Annotated in this window: 16 protein-coding genes; 5 read left to right on the plus strand and 11 right to left on the minus strand. The window is 58.2% G+C overall.

Annotation, left to right across the window (positions count from 1 at the left end; genetic code table 11):
* The first annotated feature begins 32 nt into the window (after nucleotides 1–32).
* The 4 genes from yacG to DIT72_RS16605 all read left to right on the plus strand — a co-directional run bounded on the left by yacG (nucleotide 33) and on the right by DIT72_RS16605 (nucleotide 2,855).
* The gene (gene yacG, locus DIT72_RS16590; protein WP_135956362.1) at nucleotides 33–200 is read left to right on the plus strand and encodes a DNA gyrase inhibitor YacG; all 168 of its coding nucleotides are present in this window, start codon (nucleotides 33–35) and stop codon (nucleotides 198–200) included.
* 104 nt (nucleotides 201–304) lie between these two features.
* Nucleotides 305–859: a YfaZ family outer membrane protein gene (locus DIT72_RS16595; RefSeq protein ID WP_135956363.1), complete on the plus strand. Its 555-nt coding sequence runs from the start codon at nucleotides 305–307 to the stop codon at nucleotides 857–859.
* A 123-nt stretch (nucleotides 860–982) separates the two neighbouring features.
* Nucleotides 983–1,909 carry a glucosaminidase domain-containing protein gene (locus DIT72_RS16600; RefSeq protein WP_135956364.1) on the plus strand — a complete coding sequence of 309 codons (927 nt, stop codon included), beginning with the start codon at nucleotides 983–985 and terminating at the stop codon, nucleotides 1,907–1,909.
* Between the two features lie 49 nt (nucleotides 1,910–1,958).
* On the plus strand, nucleotides 1,959–2,855 hold the full coding sequence (locus DIT72_RS16605) for an acyltransferase (protein WP_135956365.1): 897 nt from the start codon (nucleotides 1,959–1,961) through the stop codon (nucleotides 2,853–2,855).
* A 3-nt stretch (nucleotides 2,856–2,858) separates the two neighbouring features.
* On the opposite strand, the gene DIT72_RS16610 is transcribed toward DIT72_RS16605, so the two are convergent.
* The 5 genes from DIT72_RS16610 to zapE all read right to left on the minus strand — a co-directional run bounded on the left by DIT72_RS16610 (nucleotide 2,859) and on the right by zapE (nucleotide 11,855).
* The gene (locus tag DIT72_RS16610; protein ID WP_169450036.1) at nucleotides 2,859–5,555 is read right to left on the minus strand and encodes a LuxR C-terminal-related transcriptional regulator; all 2,697 of its coding nucleotides are present in this window, start codon (nucleotides 5,553–5,555) and stop codon (nucleotides 2,859–2,861) included.
* A gap of 165 nt (nucleotides 5,556–5,720) precedes the next feature.
* Complete coding sequence (locus tag DIT72_RS16615) at nucleotides 5,721–7,082, minus strand: DUF1329 domain-containing protein (protein ID WP_135956367.1); 1,362 nt, start codon at nucleotides 7,080–7,082, stop codon at nucleotides 5,721–5,723.
* Nucleotides 7,083–7,115: 33 nt separating this feature from the next.
* Nucleotides 7,116–9,017 (minus strand): DUF1302 domain-containing protein, encoded by a 1,902-nt coding sequence (locus DIT72_RS16620; RefSeq protein ID WP_135956368.1) that lies wholly within the window; start codon nucleotides 9,015–9,017, stop codon nucleotides 7,116–7,118.
* Nucleotides 9,018–9,407: 390 nt separating this feature from the next.
* Nucleotides 9,408–10,592, minus strand: coding sequence for an acetyl-CoA C-acyltransferase (locus tag DIT72_RS16625; RefSeq protein WP_135956369.1), 1,185 nt, complete (start codon nucleotides 10,590–10,592; stop codon nucleotides 9,408–9,410).
* Between the two features lie 165 nt (nucleotides 10,593–10,757).
* Nucleotides 10,758–11,855 carry a cell division protein ZapE gene (gene zapE, locus DIT72_RS16630; RefSeq protein ID WP_169450037.1) on the minus strand — a complete coding sequence of 366 codons (1,098 nt, stop codon included), beginning with the start codon at nucleotides 11,853–11,855 and terminating at the stop codon, nucleotides 10,758–10,760.
* A gap of 322 nt (nucleotides 11,856–12,177) precedes the next feature.
* Between zapE and DIT72_RS16635 the strand changes: the two genes are divergently transcribed.
* Nucleotides 12,178–12,615, plus strand: coding sequence for a YhcB family protein (locus DIT72_RS16635; protein WP_135956371.1), 438 nt, complete (start codon nucleotides 12,178–12,180; stop codon nucleotides 12,613–12,615).
* Nucleotides 12,616–12,628: 13 nt separating this feature from the next.
* On the opposite strand, the gene DIT72_RS16640 is transcribed toward DIT72_RS16635, so the two are convergent.
* The 6 genes from DIT72_RS16640 to DIT72_RS16665 form a co-directional block, all read right to left on the minus strand.
* Nucleotides 12,629–13,372, minus strand: coding sequence for a Nif3-like dinuclear metal center hexameric protein (locus tag DIT72_RS16640; RefSeq protein WP_135956372.1), 744 nt, complete (start codon nucleotides 13,370–13,372; stop codon nucleotides 12,629–12,631).
* 35 nt (nucleotides 13,373–13,407) lie between these two features.
* Nucleotides 13,408–14,463: a histidinol-phosphate transaminase gene (hisC, locus tag DIT72_RS16645; RefSeq protein WP_135956373.1), complete on the minus strand. Its 1,056-nt coding sequence runs from the start codon at nucleotides 14,461–14,463 to the stop codon at nucleotides 13,408–13,410.
* 176 nt (nucleotides 14,464–14,639) lie between these two features.
* Complete coding sequence (gene hisD, locus DIT72_RS16650) at nucleotides 14,640–15,956, minus strand: histidinol dehydrogenase (RefSeq protein ID WP_135956374.1); 1,317 nt, start codon at nucleotides 15,954–15,956, stop codon at nucleotides 14,640–14,642.
* A gap of 192 nt (nucleotides 15,957–16,148) precedes the next feature.
* Nucleotides 16,149–16,796 (minus strand): ATP phosphoribosyltransferase, encoded by a 648-nt coding sequence (gene hisG, locus DIT72_RS16655; RefSeq protein WP_135956375.1) that lies wholly within the window; start codon nucleotides 16,794–16,796, stop codon nucleotides 16,149–16,151.
* Nucleotides 16,797–16,818: 22 nt separating this feature from the next.
* Nucleotides 16,819–18,081, minus strand: a complete 1,263-nt coding sequence (murA, locus tag DIT72_RS16660; RefSeq protein ID WP_135956376.1) for a UDP-N-acetylglucosamine 1-carboxyvinyltransferase — start codon at nucleotides 18,079–18,081, stop codon at nucleotides 16,819–16,821.
* A gap of 26 nt (nucleotides 18,082–18,107) precedes the next feature.
* Nucleotides 18,108–18,350, minus strand: a complete 243-nt coding sequence (locus DIT72_RS16665; RefSeq protein WP_114614037.1) for a BolA family protein — start codon at nucleotides 18,348–18,350, stop codon at nucleotides 18,108–18,110.
* Between the last annotated feature and the right edge of the window lie 48 nt (nucleotides 18,351–18,398).

Here is an 18,398-nt window from a genome sequence, read left to right on the forward strand (position 1 = left end):
AGTACAAGTCAGACCGTCAATACAAGGCCACCATGATCGTAGAATGCCCCACCTGTAAAAAAGCCGTGGAATGGAATGAGAGCAATCCTTTTCGCCCTTTCTGCTCCGAACGCTGTAAGCTGATCGACCTCGGCGCCTGGGCCAACGAAGAATACCGCGTGCCGGCAGAGAACGTGTCACCGGATGACCTCGACCAATAATCTCCCCTTACCCCGTTTTAAGTTGAGCCTGCTTTGGCTGCCCGTTACCATTCGGCCAAATAAAGCCCGATCCGATTACACCCAATCAATGAGAAGGTAGAAGAATGAAAGCGATCCGTATTCCCCTTATCGTACTGTCCCTTGCGTCAGCCCCTGTATTCGCTGCCGACGCAGATCTGAGCCTGACCAACGACTCGGTCAAGGGCCAGGTGAATTTTTTCGATACCAACTCTGAGATTCAGGTGGGTACCGGCTATACCTATCATGAAGGCAGCCGCCATATCGGCAACCTGGATTTTCACGCCCAGGGCCGTACAGCGCTTGGCAACCTACCGACCACAGCCGGCCTCGGCCTGCGTGCAATCGGGTGGGATGACGACGATGTGGACGGTGGTGCGGTGGCCCTGGGCGGGTTCGCCACGGTAAATATTCCCGACGTACCGGGCTTATCGTTCACCGGCGGGCTCCACTACGCACCCAGCATTCTGTCGTTCGGTGACTCCGACGAGATGACCAGTCTGGAACTGCGGGCCAGCTACCGGGTGATCCGGAATGCCGAGCTGTTTGCCGGTTACCGTTACCTGAATACTGATTTTGATGGCCGCGGTGATCTCAACCTGGATGAGGGTGTGATGGCCGGCATGAAGATCTTCTTCTGATCCGACCCTGAAAACCTTGCAGGTCCGGCCGGCGTGCCGGACTGACCACCACCAGACTGCCCGGGCGACGTGGCCGTATAACCTGTTATAATTGCTGCCATATCAATTGTAATGAGAGGTCTTATGTCTTCTGGTATCCGGGCGTTCTTGCTGATTTTTCCGATGGTGGTTTTCGGCTTGTGGGGAGCACTGCACACACCGGATCCCGACCTGGATCGAAACGGTCATGGCAATGGCGAGGTCGCGCTGAGCAAATTACCACCGCTGCCCCATTGGGCCACGGCCGATCTGCCGGACTTCTCCACTTATCGCGATACTACTGAGAAGAAGGCGGCGTTCTTCTCGTTTCTCTACCCGCGCATCGTACTGGCGAACTCCCGCATTCTGATCGAACGTGAGTATCTGCAAAGTCTTGCCAGCAAGGACGAGCTCAACAAGACCGAGCTGAACTGGCTGAAAAACCAGGCAGAGCGCCTGCGGGTTGATGAAGAGCCGGGCAGCGCCGACATGTTCCGGCGGCTCGAGAGCCGTCTGGATGTAATTCCTCCCTCACTTATTATGGCGCAGGCCGCCAATGAATCCGCTTGGGGCACCTCACGCTTTGCTCTGCGGGGAAACAATCTGTTTGGCCAGTGGTGTTTCTCCAAGGGCTGCGGCCTGGTACCGCAGAGCCGTGTCGAAGGTGCCAGCCATGAAGTGGCAAGCTTCGACTCCCCGTACCTCTCGGTACGCTCCTACATTCAGAACCTCAACCGTCATCCTGCCTACCAGAAACTTCGGGACGTCCGCCTCAGGGCCCGCACCAACGGCAATGACGCCAGCGGTACAAGCCTCGCTGCCGGCCTGATTGACTATTCCGAGCGCGGCGAGGAATACGTGGCTGAAATCCGCAGCATGATTCGTTACAACAATCTGGGCTACTACGACGAAAAATTTCGCAGTGTTCGGGACAGCAGCCAGCAGGCATTGCTGGAACTGGCGTCAGCCGGCAAGGCAGAAACCCTGCTGCCGGACAGTGGTGCGAACGACGCCAGCGCCGATGAAGGTTAATCCCGCCCGCCGATAACGGCCCAGATAGGTATTTCCGGAGATGCTGTCCATGCTCAGTTTCCTGCCTGCACCGCTGAAAGGCGTGCTTGCAATCCTGCTCATTGTGCTGAACACCCTGTGGCTTTTCCCGATTCTGATGGTCTTCGCCGTCATCAAACTGGTGATTCCGGCAGCCGCCGTCCGCAGGGGATGCACCATTATTCTCAACCGCATTGCCTGGCTGTGGATCGGCTTCAACAATGTACTGGCGGATGTGCTCCACGATATCGAGTGGGACGTTCGCGGCGCCGAAGGCCTGAGCCGTGATCACTGGTATTTCGTCACCTGCAACCATCAGAGCTGGACCGATATCCCGGCCATTCAGCATGCGCTGAACAGCCGTATTCCGCTGCTCAAGTTTTTCCTGAAACAGCAGCTGATCTGGGTGCCTTTTCTGGGTATTGCCTGGTGGGCCCTGGATTTTCCGTTCATGCAGCGGCACACCAAGGAACAGATCGCCCGCCGCCCGGAACTGAAAGGCCGGGATGTGGAAACCACCCGCGCCGCCTGCGAAAAGTTCCGCTATACCCCGGTGACCATCTTCAATTTCATGGAAGGCACCCGGCTGACGCCAGCAAAGCACAAGAGCCAGAACTCACCCTACAGGAACCTGCTGAAGCCCCGTGCCGGTGGCACCGCCTTTGTACTGGAGGCGATGGGCGAATCGCTGCATACCATGCTGGACGTGACGATCCTCTACCCGGAGGGCAGGTGCGGAATCTGGGACTACCTGTGCGGGCGCGTGCAGAAAATTGTCATTGATATACGAACCCGGGAAATACCGCGGCGATTCCTGGGCATGGACTACCAGAACGACCGCGAGGTCCGCGTTGATTTCCAGCGCTGGGTGAGCGAGCTGTGGGCCGAGAAGGACGCCCGCATTGAAGAACTGAAACAGACCGCCTGATCGTTACAACAGCCCCAGCTCGCGGGCGCGGACGATGGCCTGGGTACGGGACCTCACCTCGAGCTTGGCATTGATCCGGCGAGCATGGGTTTTGACGGTGTGCAGGGAAATATGCAGGCGGTCGGCAATATCCTGGTTGGAGAGCCCCTGGGCGATGAGCTCCAGCACGCCCTGCTCCCTGTCACTGATAGGCTCCGCCAGGGCCGCCTGTTCTTTCATATCGGACAGGCCGTACAGCCGTCCCACGGACTCGGTGAAAGCCGTATCCGGCAACTGCTGCCAGGTTTTTTCCAGCAACTCCTGCAACTCGCCCCTGAGCTCGGCGAACGGGCTGATGTAGTGCTCGTCTCCGGCCATACTGATCGCTGTGGCCAGAATCTTCTGTGCAGCTGCGGGGCCTTTCTGGCGCCAGCTGACAACGCTTTCCAACAATCTTGAGTGAATGTCCAGCCCGAACGGGAGTGATCCGCCGTTGTTGTTGCGGATACCCTTCACCGTTTCCGCGGCTTTGACATCGTCGCCCCGCGCCAGTTCGATCCTGGCCTGCAGGCAGGTCAGCATGCCCGGCATCATCGGAAACATTTCCGGAACACAATTCACTTCCCGCCATGGCTTCAGCCGCTCCATGGCCTGGGCCGCCGTATCCGCCTGCCCCAGCGCCAGCCAGCCACTGATTTTCAGAGCCTCCAGAACCGGGACATACACCGATTCGTCTACCTGCCAGGACTGCATGATGCGTTCGGCCCGACCAATCCAGGCGAAGGCATCGTTCATGCGGTTCTGGGTACGGCAGATCAGCACTCTCAGCGCCATGGCCAGTAACAGGCCCAGATCCCGCGTCTGCTCCCCGTGACGCATACAGGTAACCAGAAGTCGGTCTGCTTCCGCTTCCCTGCCCTGGTGCCACAGCACCATTACCAGGTTGAGCTGAAGCCGGGTTTCGCCAACCCGGGCCGGCCGGGAGGCCTCGTTCATGGCGGTGTCCAGGCCAGTCCTCAGAAGCTGCTCGGCGTGCTTCAGCGAGCCCTTGCCCAGCTCAATGCGGGCGTGGGCGTAAACCGCCAGAATTTCCGAACCTCCGTCCCCTGCTTCCCTGGCCAGTCGCGCTGCAATGCGGTTGGCTTCCCTCGCTTCGCCAAATTCACCGGCTGCGCACAGCGCGCTGGAGCGGACCAGTTGCGTAACCAGCTGACCCTGGGTGGACAGCTCCTCGGCCTGCAACGCCCTGTCCGCTACTTCCAGGGCTTCATCAACACTGCCCTCACCCCGCAGGATAAACGCTCTCAGGGCATCAATGCGGCCCTCCAGTCCGGGATGAGCTCCGTGGTCAAGATCGTGGATCAGCACCCGCGCCTGGCTGAACTGACCACCGATGGCATGGACCCACCCGTAAACGATCTTCAGCCGTGCGCTCTTTTCCAGCAGGCCCGGCGGCAGAGAACGGCGAAGCCGCAGCAGCGATGCCGTGTCCTGACCAATCAGCAACGCCTCTGAGCCTTCCGAGGCAATCTGTACCGACTCGTCCAGGTCTCCGCTCAGCAGCGCGTACCGCAATGCCTCGGGAAACTGGTTACGCTCACTGAACCAGCGGCTGGCCTTCAGCGCCCGATCCCGGGAGCCATCCAGAGCGGGGGTCTGCAGCCAGTCATGGAGCAATGGATTGAGACGGAACCAGCGCCCCCTGCCCGGCAGCGGGCGCAGAGGTATGCCGGTTTCGGCAGCCGCAGAGGGCCTGAAGGCGTGGTCGCAACCGGCATCCGCCAGAGCCAGGAAAAGCTCGTCGGAGACAATCTCCATTTCCGCCATAATGCGCAGGGAACGCTGCTGCCCCGGGGTCAGATGAATAAGCACCGCATCTCGGAGAAAGCGCTCAACGCTGAAGGTTTCCTGAATCGGCAACCGCGTCTCGGCGGAGGAATCCAGCTCTCGCTGATAAAGCGCGAGGGGGGTCACCCAGCCTTCGGTCAGTGCATAGAGATGTTCCACCGCAATGGTGGTTAGCTGGTTGCGGCTGACCGCTGTCTGGAAAAACTCGAAGGTTTCCGAGCGCGTCAGTTCCAGGGATTCGGCACCGACACGGTTCAACCGGCCTTCGAGTTCGTATGTATGGGTTTCAAACGGCAGCGGTTTTCTCGACACCAGGACCAGCGCCAGACCGTCGGGCGTATTGGCCGCGAGTTGCTGCAACAGGGCGATGGCAGCGGGATTGACGACGGTCCCAATGTTATCGATTACCAGTACGCTGTCGGCTTCCGGCTCGTTCCAGCGGGGATCCGACAACAGCAGCGCCAGTGCGTCACTGTAGCTCGAGGCTTTCTGCTGGCCGGGAGGCCGGGAAGCGCCAGCGGGTGGCGTCAGTGCAATGTCGAGAAGAGCCATCAACCGGCCGGGGTCGTTCTCCTGACCGGTCAGGCCCAGCCATCTCACGGTTTCCAGGTTCCGGCCGTTTTCACGAAAGGCAACACTCAGGGCATGTGTTTTACCATACCCTGGCGGCGCCTCAACAGACAGCACCTTACCCGGCGCGGTAGCAGATGTGAGCTTTTCAGTAAGTGCTTTTCTTCGCAGGTAATTGGGAACGGGCTCCGGCATCCGCACCCGCTGACGCAGTAAATCCCTGATCAACTCGCCACGATGTACTCCGCCCAGTGCCGACTGGAACTCATCATTGGCCGCACAGCCATCATCAAATGATTTCACTCTCTGCCCCGTTGAAAACCCGGAATTCGTGGGCACATTGGCCCATTTTCCGGCAAATGAGTAGGGAGAGATTAAACTAAAGTAGGGGTAGGCTGCAAAAACAAAAAACGGCGGGCCGCAGCCCGCCGTTTTCATAGCCCGGAATTGCTTCCGTACATCTGTGCCTTAACGTGTACCTGCCCTGCGCAAAGCAGACGGCGTATACTCGCGGGAAGAACGCTCAACACCGAAGGTATAGGGGTTGGTTTCCTCATTGGTCAGTCCCAGCACCAGATAGCGGCCGGACAGCAGATCATACAGGGTCTCGATGGCGTACCAGGGCACGTTCTGATCGTAGAACTGCATGCTGTGGGCCTCGGCTACACGCCAGAGCTCACCACGACCGTCGTAATGATCGATGACGGTCGCCTGCCAGGAATCTTCGTCGATGTACATGTCACGCTGGCCGTAGATATGACGCTCGCCATCTTTCAGGGTGGCGCGCACATGCCAGACACGGTGCAACTCGTAACGGGTCAGATCCTGGTTGATATGGCCAGCCTTGACGATTTCATCGTAGCTCAGGTCACGGTCCACCAGCTGGTAGGAATTGTACGGAATGTACATTTCCTTTTTGCCCATCAACTCCCAGTTGTAACGGTCAGGTGCACCGTTGAACATGTCGAAGTTGTCGGAGGTGCGCATGCCGTCGGCAGCAGTACCCGGTCCGTCATAGGCTACCTGCGGTGCACGACGCACGCGGCGCTGGCCGGCGTTGTATACCCAGGCACGGCGTGGCTCGGCGACCTGGTCGATGGTTTCATGAACCAACAACACGTTACCCGCCAGGCGGGCCGGCCCGGTGATGGCCTGCTTGAAGTAGAACAGCACGTTCTCGTCTTCGCCCGGCTCGTAATCGGTCAGATAGGTGCGCCAGGTCAGCTCGTCCTGAAACTTCACCACACTGAAGGCACCGCCTTCCGTGGGAGTCACCTGACCGACGTTACGCATAACGGAGCCGCCGCGGTAACGGGTGATGTGATTCCAGATAGCTTCCAGACCATTTTGCGGGATCGGGAACGGTGTTGCGGTCTGGTAGTTACCCAGGCCGTTACCATCCTTGATCAGTTCAACAGTGGTGGCGTTTTCTACGGTCTCCTCCATCACATGATCCGGATAGGCGGCCGTACGATGGGTCGGATACACCGGCATTTTATAATCGTCGTAACGTTCGATCATGGCAACCTGTCCCGGTGACAGCTTGTCGGCATATTCGTCAACGTTACTCTGATCAATGGTGAACAGAGGCTGTTCATCCGGGAACGGGTTTACGTAGATTCCATCGCCTTCGTATCCTTCCGGAGGCGTTGTCAGACCGCCGTCCCACGCCGGGATTTCTTCGCCATTACCCGCTTTTTCTGCGCCCATTGGCGTGAGGGAGTCACCCAGTTTGGCCGCTTCCTCTGCGGAAACTGCCCCAAAGGCGTTGCCCGCGAACAGCGATGCGGACAGTATGCCAGTGGCCAGTAGCTTCTTGTTCAGTTTCATTTAAATTACCTCGTTAAACGAATTCAGGCCGAATCAGAATGAGTATGAAACACTTGCACTCAGGAAGTCACGGTCAGTTAACTCGTTATACGGCTTGCCATCGAAAAAGTTTGTATAACCGATATTACCGGTTATGCGGTTCTGGTATACACCCTGAAGGGACACGCCGATAGCCTTGCTACCTTCGTTGAAGTTACCACCCGGCTGCGGCGCATAACCTTGCACATCGTGACTCCAGGCGAGCTGTGGGGACAGGTTGATGCCCGCAATGGCACTCGGATAGTTCCAAACCAGACGGGTACGGTAGCCCCAGGAGAAGTCCGTGGTAAAGCCTTCATTATTACAGTAGTTGGTGTTGATGTTGGCACCGGCAACACAGAAATCACCGGTGAAGTTCTCACCATCAACTGGAAGCGTGCCAATACCGAAGGTACCGGAACGACCATAACGGGCTTCGTCATTATCCGGCAGGTCATGCACGTAGGTGGCACCAAATTCCGCGATCAGCGACAGACGGCTTGCGCCCATGACCTGGTCGAAGAACTTGATCAGTGTGAACTGGGCCTGGGAGACATTGAAACGGTCGTAACCGTCCACCGGCTTGCCCGCCAGATTGGCACCCGGGTTTTCTTCGCGACGCTGTGCTTCCAGCTTGCTGAGTATTTCCCCGTTCGGCCCCCGCTGCTGCAGGCCACCAAAGATCAGCTCGAAAGCGTTCCACTGCAATGGCAAGTTATCCCGGAAGCTGTATTCTGCGCCCAGTGACCAACCACCGGGCGTAGTGGTATTGATGCTGATGCCGTAGAGGTTGATGTTCTCCGGATACTCGATGAAGTAGCTTGGGAACGCCGAGGATGGCTCGGAGCCGTCCCTGTCCTGGCTGGCGCTTGGCGAGGACGGGTTATTAACCAGACCACTCACATACGGCAGACGGCTGTTATACTTGATGTAGTAAAAACCGATCTCTGAATTGTTCAGTTCAGGCACAAACCAGCGCACGGCCACACCGAACTGATCCTTGGCGTCGGCCTCCTCGTCCGCCAGGCGCGGTGCCACAAAGCCCTGGGCCAGTGCCTGTGAATCCGGCAGCGTGCCTGCCAGCAAGACCGGGCCACAGCCGTCGGCTGCAAAATCGTTGGTGGAGAAGAAGGTACCGCAGTCATCCGGGCGCACCGGCTCCCAGTCTGCCTGGACAAAGGCTTCAACCGTTACGTTCTGGGTGAGGCCTACAGAGGTATAAAACATCTCAACGGGCAGCAACGCGTCTTTCAGTTCAGAGCCCGGAGCCCGGAAGGCCTGCACATCGATGGGGTTGATGGTGTTTATGCCACCCTGGATGAAGGTGCTTTCGCCCCAGCTAACAACCTGTTTGCCATACCGGAGGCTGACGGGAATCTCACCAAGCCACCAGTCAGAGAAAACGTAGGCATCAAGAATCTCGCCGCCGGATGCGCCATCTTTCGCCTGTTCGTTCAGCGAACGGCGCTGGCCCACGAAATCCACGGCGCGGCGCTCATCTTTCAGTTCGAAGTCATACCAGTAACGACCCCTGACAAAGCCACCAACGCGGTCCAGGTAATCCCCACGAACGTCGTAGTTCAGAAACAGGTCACTGTTACCCTTGACGATCTTGGAAACGGTATCGCCTTGCTCGAAATTGAGGTTACCGTTGTCGTAGTTATTGGTGGAGGCACCGATATTTTCCTTGGATCCACCCGGCGTATACTCCGGGCCGAGATTACCCTGGGCAATCAATCTTTTGTCCTGTTCCGCCGTCCGCCAGGTGGCACCAGCCGACAGCGTGGTGTCAAAAGAGGCTTCCACATCCCCCACATAAAACGAATAGGCAGCTGCCTGGCCGGACATTCCGGCGGCAACCGCGACGGCCAGCGGCAATTTGGTCCACTGCTGCCATTGATGTGTTTTTCTTGTCATTGGAAGGCTACTCCATTGTTGTTCTGAGTCGCTGCTCTGATTATTGGTATTCACGATGTTAGGAGGCTTCGTGCACAGTGCTCGTGATGTTCGCACTATAGCTAACGCCATCGGACGCTTTGATCAGTCAAAAGTATGATTTTACGATTACACCCCTCTCTGCGGCAGGCTTCCCTCGCACAGAATCACTATAGTCAACATTTCTGAATGCAACCAGTTGGCTTGGTAAGGGGTTTTTGCCTCACCAGTGCAGCCTTTTTTGTCGGATTGCGCTTCGCTTAATCCGACCTACGGATGCTCACCAGCGTAAACAGGTAGGTCGGATTAGGCGAAGCCGTAATCCGACAAAACCATCGGCGCAATCCGACCCACCGGCGTTTCAGTTAGTGATTACAGCATCTCAATGGCCATGGCCGTTGCCTCGCCACCACCGATGCACAGGGCCGCAATGCCCTTTTTCTTGCCGTAGTGCCTGAGGGAGTGCATCAGCGTGACCAGCAGGCGGGAGCCGGTGGAGCCGACGGGGTGGCCCTGGGCGCAGGCGCCGCCGTGGATGTTGACTTTTTCCGGGTCGAGGCCCAGCTCACGGATGGGCATCATCGCAACCATGGCAAAGGCTTCGTTGATCTCGAACAGGTCTACATCGTCTCTGGTCCAGCCGGTTTTTCCGAACAGGGTCTCAATGGCCCCAACTGGTGCACAGGTAAACTCCGAAGGATGCCGGGAATGGGTGCTATGGGCGACAATCCGCGCCAGTGGCCTGAGGCCGCGCTTTTCGGCTTCGGATTCCCGCATCAGCACCAGGGCCGAGGCACCGTCGGAAATGGAGGAGGCATTGGCGGCGGTGACGGTGCCATCCTTGCTGAAGGCCGGGCGCAGGGTCGGTATCTTGTCGATGTTGGCATTGAATGGCTGCTCGTCGTCCTCTACAACCGTCTCACCCTTACGGGTCTTTACGGTCACAGGAATGATTTCCTCCTTGAGCAGACCTTCGGTGATCGCTTTCTGGGCGCGCTTGAGGGAATTGATGGCGTAGGTGTCCATTTCCTCACGGGTATAGCCTTTCTGGTCGGCCATGTCCTGTGCAAAGGCACCCATCAGGCGGCCGGTTTCTGCATCTTCCAGACCGTCCAGGAACATATGGTCCTGAGCCGCGTCTCCCGGGCCCATGCGATAGCCTTTGCGGGCATTCAGCAGCAGGTATGGCGCGTTGGACATGCTTTCCATGCCACCGGCGACCATGATGTCGCTGCTGCCGGCCTTGATCACATCGTGGGCGAACATGGCCGCTTTCATGCCGGAGCCACACAGCTTGTTGATGGTGGTGGCACCGGTGTTGTCCGGCAGTCCCGCCTTGCGCATGGCCTGGCGGGCCGGGCCCTGTTTGAGGCCGGCGGGCAGTACGTTGCCCATGATGACTTCCTGCACATCTGAAGGCTGCAACCCCGCGCGGCGGACGGCTTCGGCAATGCTTATGGCGCCCAGCTGCGGCGCTGAAACAGCGGCCAGGCTGCCCTGGAAGCCGCCCATGGGGGTGCGTGCGCCGCTTACGATTACGACGTTGTCTGTGGTCATGGTTGAACCTCTTTTGCAAAATGGTTGCTTTGGTGTCGGATTACGCCTTTGGCTAATCCGACCTACAGGTTGACGGGTTTGGGTTATCAGCTGAGGTAGGTCGGATTAGCCAAAGGCGTAATCCGACAACTGCGCTTGATCCGACAAGGCCGCCAACCTCCACACTCACGCCCTGTGCGGCGCCTCCAGGTATTCCCGGGACTGCATTTCCAGTAACCGCGACTCGGTGCGTTCGAACTCGAACTGCAGCCGCCCTCCCGTGTAAAGGTCGGTGATGGCGGCCTCTGCGGAAATAATAACCTTTACGTTGCGGTCGTAAAACTCGTCGATCATATTGATAAACCGCCGCGCCTGATCTTCCCGCTCCTTGCCAAGGACCGGTACATTACTGACGATCACGGCGTGAAACTCCCGCGCCAGTTCGATGTAGTCATTCTGGCTTCTGGGCCCGTCGCACAGGGTTTTGAAGTCGAACCAGACCACGTCGTCTGCATGGTTGACAGCCTTGAGCTTGCGACCGTTGATTTCAAGTTCCAGGCTGTGGCTGCCCGCTTCAACGGCAAGGCTGTGGTAGCTTTTCTGCAGGCTCTTGTCGGCGTCCTCGTCCAGCGGATAATGGTAAAGTTCGGCCTGCTCCAGGCTTCTCAGGCGGTAGTCCACGCCACCATCCACGTTCACTACATCGGTGTGCTTCTTGACCAGCTCGATGGCGGGCAGGAAACGGGCCCGCTGCAGGCCATCCTTGTACAGGCCGTCCGGTGCAATATTGGAGGTGCAGACCAGCGTGACACCGCGGCTGAATAGCCCATCCATCAGGGTGGCCAGGATCATGGCATCGCCGATATCCGAGACAAAAAACTCGTCAAAGCAGATAACCCGGGCTTCGTCGGCAAACTGCCTGGCAACCAGTTCCAGCGGATTTTTCTTGCCCTTCTGTTTTTTCAGCTCTTTGTGAACCCGCTGCATGAAGCGGTGGAAGTGCACTCTCATCTTGCGGTCAAACGGCAGGGATTCGTAGAAGGTATCCATCAGGTAGGTCTTGCCGCGGCCGACACCGCCCCAGAAATACAGCCCCCTGACGGGATCTTCTTTGCCCTTTTTCAGTTTGAGCCGGAGCTTGACCATCGGTTTGTCACGCTCCCTTTCCGCCGCCACCAGTTTGTCGTACAGTGACTGCAAACGGCGCACCGCGTCTTCCTGGGCCGGGTCTTTTTCAAATTCCGGCCGCTCAAGGTCCTGTTGATATCGTTCCCATGGGGTCATATGGATGCGCTTTTGGGGTGTCATTAAGGCGTTTCCCGAAGTATGGTCATTCATAGGGGCCGGCTATTGTGGCCGATTCCGGCTTTTTTCGCCACGTTATGGAGGCCCCCGGACTCCGTGAACAGTGGCGGCAGGCCAGAGATACGATGCAATACGACGATTGGCGCAGGCGTCTCTCGTGTGCGCAGAGGCTTTCGGGCGTTATACTCGGGGAAGGGATTGCGACCACATTAATAACAGCCAGCGGATCTGGCGTATTCAGCACCTGCCGGGGTACCGACACAACCGGCACGGACGATTCATCAAAAGGACGACACAGCTTATGACAAACCTGATTCTGGCAGCCATCGCCGCATTGATTGTTGGCGTTGTCATCGGGGTACTGGTTGGCCGCTCCGGTCAGGGCTCCACCTTGCGACAGCGCCGGGCTGAACAGCAGATTGAAGAACTGAGAAACGAATACACCCGTTATCAGGCGCAGGTGAACGAACACTTTATGGAGTCCGCTCATCTGCTACGCCGTTTCAACGACGCCTACCGTGACGTAAACCAGCATATGGCCCGCGGTGCCAACCGGCTGTGCAACGACGAAGACTGGCTGCTTGAGCTGGAAAAGGAAAATGCCCGGGCGCGCCTGGAAGGCACCGGTGACAGGAACGATGCGGAACCGCCCCGTGATTACGCCCCCAAGAGCGACCCGAAAGAAAAAGGCACCTTGGCCGAAGACTTCGGGCTCGCCGAGAAAGAACAGAAAGCCTGACAGCTGCCGGCGATCAGACGGGGTTGTCGCAGTCGATAAACCGGTGGCTTACCCCGAACGTTTCCTCCAGGGCCCGTCCCAGGGCCTGAACACCGTAACGCTCTGTGGCGTGGTGCCCCGCCGCGTAATAATGAATGCCGCACTCCCGCGCGGTGTGGGTTGTCGGCTCTGAAATCTCACCGCTGATATAGGCATCCAGGCCCGCTTCCAGCGCCCTGTCGATGAAGCCCTGTGCTGCACCGGTGCACCAACCGACCCGTGAAATCTCGGCAGGGCCATCGCCTACCCACAACGGAGTGCGGCCCAGCCGCTTGCCAATCAGGTCCGCGAAGGCCCCCGGCGACACCGGCGTCTCCAGCTCACCCTGCCATACCAGGCCGCCCAGTGGCCGGGGGTCGCGAATGCCCAGCACGTCCGCCAGTTGGCGATTGTTACCATAATCCGGATGGTCATCCAGCGGCAGATGATAGGCCACCAGATTGATGTCGTGGCCCAGCAGGTGCTTGAGCCGTTCACGCTTCATGCCACGAATGGCCTGATCCTCGCCTTTCCAGAAGTAGCCGTGGTGCACCAGGATCATGTCGGCACCGGCATTGATCGCGGCATCAATCAGTGCCTGTGAGGCGGTTACGCCGCTGATGACGGTGTTCACCGCTTCCCTGCCCTCGACCTGCAGACCATTGGGGCAGTAGTCCTGGAAATTCTCCGGGGCAAGCCATTCGTTCAGGGTGCGGAGGATTTCGTTGCGTGATGCCATGGGTTCTCCGTGTTCAGTGGCTGACATTTATCGTATTACACCAGCACTTCGAGGCATTCGATCAACCGTCTGTTCTGGTCTGCGGTGCCGGTGGTGATACGCAGAAACCCGGAAATTCGCGGCTTGTTGAAGTGGCGCACAATCACCCCCTGCTCCCGCAATCCTTTTGCCAACGCTTCTCCGGCATGATCCGGATGGCGGGCAAAGATAAAGTTGGCTTTCGACGGCAGAACGTCAAAGCCCAGCGCTTCCAGCTTTGAGGTGACCCAGTCCCGCTCGCCAATGACGCCTTCACAGGTGGCACGGAACCAGTCCTCGTCTTCAAAAGCGGCAATGGCGCCTGCCAGGGCGAGGCGGTCCAGCGGGTAGGAGTTGAAGCTGTTCTTCACCCGGTTGAGGGCTTCAATAAGTTCGGCGCTGCCCACCGCAAAACCGACTCTCAGGCCGGCCAGGGAACGAGCCTTGGAAAGCGTCTGGCTGACCAGCAGGTTGGGATATTTACTGACCAGCCGGATGGCGCTTTCGCCGCCGAAATCCACGTAGGCTTCATCCACAACCACTACCCTATCCGGGTTGGCGGCAACAATGGCTTCGACCTTGTCCAGCGCCAGGTAACGCCCGGTGGGAGCATTTGGATTGGGGAAAATGATCCCCCCGTTCGGCTGTTTGTAGTCTTGCGGATTGATTTCGAAGCTGTCGCTCAGCGGTATGCTTTTGCTGTCGATGTTGTAGAGGCCGCAGTACACCGGATAGAAGCTGTAGGTGATGTCCGGGTAGAGAATTGGCTGGCCGTGCTGAAACAGGCCGTAGAAAATGTGAGCCAGCACTTCGTCAGAACCGTTGCCGAGAAAGACCTGTTCGCTCTGGACGCCATAGTATACGGCGATTGTCTTTTTCAGCGCGTCGCCTTCGGGGTCCGGATAGAGCCGGAGGTTGTCATTAAGCTCGGCGGTGATGGCCTCAACAACCTTTGGCGAGGGGCCAAAGGGGTTCTCGTTGGTATTCAGCTTCACCAGATTGGCCATTTTCGGCTGCTCCCCGGGTACATAGGGGGTCAGCTTCTCAACCAAGGGGCTCCAGTACTTGCTCATCTTTTCTTTGACTCCTGAGGGGATCGGGTGGTGCGCAGTCTTTGGCAGCGGCCTTCTGAAAACGTAGGTCGGATTAGGCCCAAAGGGCCGTAATCCGACAACCCGGCCAGCGTGCAAGTCACATCAAGCACGGCGCTAGCCGACAGAACCTGCCTGTCGGATTACGGCCCGCGGGCCTAATCCGACCTACCCTTGATCCTGTACTCGGCGGACCGGGCATGGGCGGTCAACCCTTCGCCCCGGGCCAGAACCGATGCCACTCGCCCCATCCGGTCTGCACCCGCAGCAGAAAAGCCGATAATGGAAGACCGCTTCTGGAAGTCATAAACCCCCAGCGGCGACGAAAACCGCGCCGTTCCGGACGTCGGCAACACGTGGTTCGGGCCGGCACAGTAGTCACCCAGCGCCTCGGCCGTATACCGGCCCATGAAAATCGCGCCGGCATGACGGATTTCCTCCACCAGGCTTTCCGGATCTTCCACGGAGAGCTCCAGGTGCTCGGGCGCAATGCGGTTGGAAACCTGCGCGGCTTCAGACAGATCCGCTACGTGGATCAATGCAGCACGGTCAGCCATGGAAGTGGCAATAATCCCGGCCCGCTCCATGGTAGGCAGCAGTTTGTTGATACTGGCCTGCACCGCGTCGAGGAACGCGGCATCCGGGCTGATCAGAATGGATTGCGCCTGCTCGTCATGCTCGGCCTGGGAGAACAGATCCATGGCAATCCAGTCCGGGTCGGTTTTGCCGTCGCAGATAACCAGAATCTCTGACGGACCGGCAATCATATCGATGCCAACAGTACCGAAAACCTCGCGCTTTGCGGTGGCAACAAAGATATTGCCCGGCCCCACGATCTTGTCCACGGCCGGAATGGTTTCCGTTCCGTAAGCCAGCGCACCCACCGCCTGGGCACCACCCACACAAAACACCCTGTCAACTCCCGCTATCGCAGCAGCGGCCAGAACCATATCGTTCACCACCCCATCCGGCGTGGGAACAACCATAATGACCTCGCCCACCCCGGCAACCTTCGCCGGTATCGCATTCATCAGCACAGAGGACGGATAGGCCGCCTTGCCTCCGGGCACATAGAGACCAGCCCGGTCCAGCGGCGTCACCTTCTGCCCCAGCACCGTTCCGTCCTCGTCTTCATACTGCCAGGACGTCTGATTCTGACGTTCGTGATAATCCCGAACCCGCTCGGCCGCCTTCTCAAGCGTTACTCGCTGATCCCGGGGGATAGTCTCCAGTGCTTTTTGCAGACGATCCTGCCCCATCTCCAGTTCGGCAACAGAGCCAACCTTCAAGCGGTCAAATTTCTCGGTAAATTCCAGAACCGCTGCGTCACCGCGGGTTTTAACCTGATGCAGGATATGACGAACCGACTCATTCACCTGATGATCAACACTGTCGTCCCACGCCAAAAGTTTTTCCAGCGCACTGTCAAAGTCACTCTGGGAGGCGTTCAACCGTTTGATGTTGATATCAGTCATTTCGTCTTTCCTTGTTTGCGGAAGCTCTCCCCCGCGGTTTGAAAAGTCTAACTGGCTCGAAGATACGGCAAAGGCCGGGGAACGGCTCAGGAAGGGTTGTCCAAAACTGTACGGAGCCATGGATGGCGGAGTCCAAGCGTCACATGGATGTGCCGAAGGAGCGTGTTTTGGACAACCCTTCCTGTGCCGTTCTTACTCCGAGGCCCGCCGCTTATCCACGGCAGCCGACATCTTCTCAATTATGGGGTTAATGCCCGCATGTTTCATCTTCATTGAGGCCCGATTGACCACAAGGCGCGAGCTTATGTTCTCGATCAGCTCCCGGGCTTCGAGACCGTTCGCTTTCAGGGTATTGCCGGTATCAACAATATCGACGATTTCATCAGCCAGACCCAGAATCGGCGCAAGCTCCATGGCGCCGTAGAGCTTGATGATATCGGCCTGTCGCCCCTGGGCGGAATAGTAACGACGCGCCAGATTAACGAACTTGGTCGCTACACGCAGACGACCTTCCGGGGCATCGGTACCTTTCTTACCCGCCGTCATCAGCCGACAGCGGGAAATATTCAGATCCAGCGGCTCATAAAGCCCCTCACCACCGTGCTCCATCAGCACATCCTTGCCGGTCACACCCAGATCGGCGCCACCATACTGAACATAGGTCGGCACATCCGTTGCCCGGAGAATCAATATGCGCACGTTCGGATCCGTGGTGGGAAACACCAGCTTGCGGGACTTTTTGACATCGTCGACCAGTTCAATGCCGGCTTCTTTCAATAGCGGCAGAGTCTCGTCGAGAATTCGTCCCTTCGACAGCGCGATGGTGATGGAGTCGGTCATGCGTCCTTCCGGTTCAATGGGTTCAGCCTGGCAGGCGGCGGATACTGGCGCCCAGCAACTGCAGTTTCTCTTCGATACACTCGTAACCGCGGTCGATGTGGTAAATGCGGTCCACGATGGTATCCCCGTCGGCCACTAATCCGGCAATAACGAGGCTGGCAGAGGCCCGCAGATCCGTTGCCATGACCGGGGCACCGGTGAGGTGATCCACGCCCTTGATGATGGCAGCATTGCCCTCCAGGGTGATGTCCGCGCCCATGCGGATCAGTTCCTGCAGGTGCATGAAGCGGTTCTCGAAGACCGTTTCCACGATGGTGCCGGTGCCTTCAGCCACTGCGTTCATGGCGGCGAACTGGGCCTGCATGTCCGTGGGAAATGCCGGATATGGCGCGGTGCGCAGATTGACGGCCCTGGGCTGATTCCCTTTCATGTCCAGGGAGATCCAGTCCTTGCCGGTGTCGACATGGGCGCCGGCTTCTTCCAGCTTCAGCAGGACCGCTTCCAGCAGGTCCTCGCGGGTATCCTTGAGCTTTACCCGGCCCCGGGATGCAGCCGCAGCAACCAGATAGGTGCCGGTTTCGACACGGTCCGGCAGGACGTCGTAATGGCACCCATGCAGCCGCTCAACGCCGTTGATTTCAATGGTCGCGGAGCCATGCCCCCTGATGTCGGCACCCATGGCGATCAGGCATTCAGCCAGGTCCACCACTTCCGGTTCCCGTGCTGCGTTTTCGAGGATGGTTTTTCCATCCGCCAGCGCTGCGGCCATCATCAGGTTCTCGGTACCGGTTACGGTCACGGTATCCAGGAAAATGTGGGCGCCTTTCAGGCGCCCATTGGTTTTTGCCTTGATATAGCCATTCTCGACCTTGATCTCGGCACCCATCATTTCCAGGCCGTGAATATGCAGGTTCACCGGACGGCTGCCGATGGCACAGCCACCGGGCAGGGATACTTCCGCCTCACCGAAGTGCGCCACCAGAGGCCCAAGCACCAGAATCGAGGCGCGCATGGTTTTTACCAGCTCGTAAGGCGCGTGAAACTGCTTGATGGTGTTGGCGTGGACTTCGACGCTCATCTTCTCGTCAATCATCAACTCCACGCCCATGCGACCGAGCAACTCGATCATGGTGGTAACGTCATTCAGGTGCGGCAGATTGCCTACGGTCACCGGTTCGTCCGCCAGCAGAGTGGCTGCCAGAATCGGCAGCGCAGCGTTCTTGGCGCCGGAAATCCGGATCTCGCCGTCCAGAGGTTTGCGACCCCTGATCAGAAGTTTATCCACAGTTATATCCTGTTGTTTTGCGGGTATCAGCCCTTGCGCGCTTCCCACTCAGCCGGGGTAAAGGCTTTCGGATGCAGGGCGTGAATGGTGCCGTCGAGAATGTGCTGGAAAAGCGCCTTGTTGATCAGCTGTTGCCGTTTAATCGTCGGCAAGCCTTCGAAAACGTCACCAACCACAACGACCATGTAATGGTTGCCGTCAACCTGCACCTGAACCTCGCAATCGGGCAGTGCCTCTTTAACCAGTTCGGCAACTTCGGTGGCTTCCATAAAAAAATCCTCGGCGTTTTTGAATCAGGGGCGGGATTGTAACCAATT

Source organism: Marinobacter orientalis (genome assembly GCF_004792665.1).
Lineage (GTDB): Bacteria > Pseudomonadota > Gammaproteobacteria > Pseudomonadales > Oleiphilaceae > Marinobacter > Marinobacter orientalis.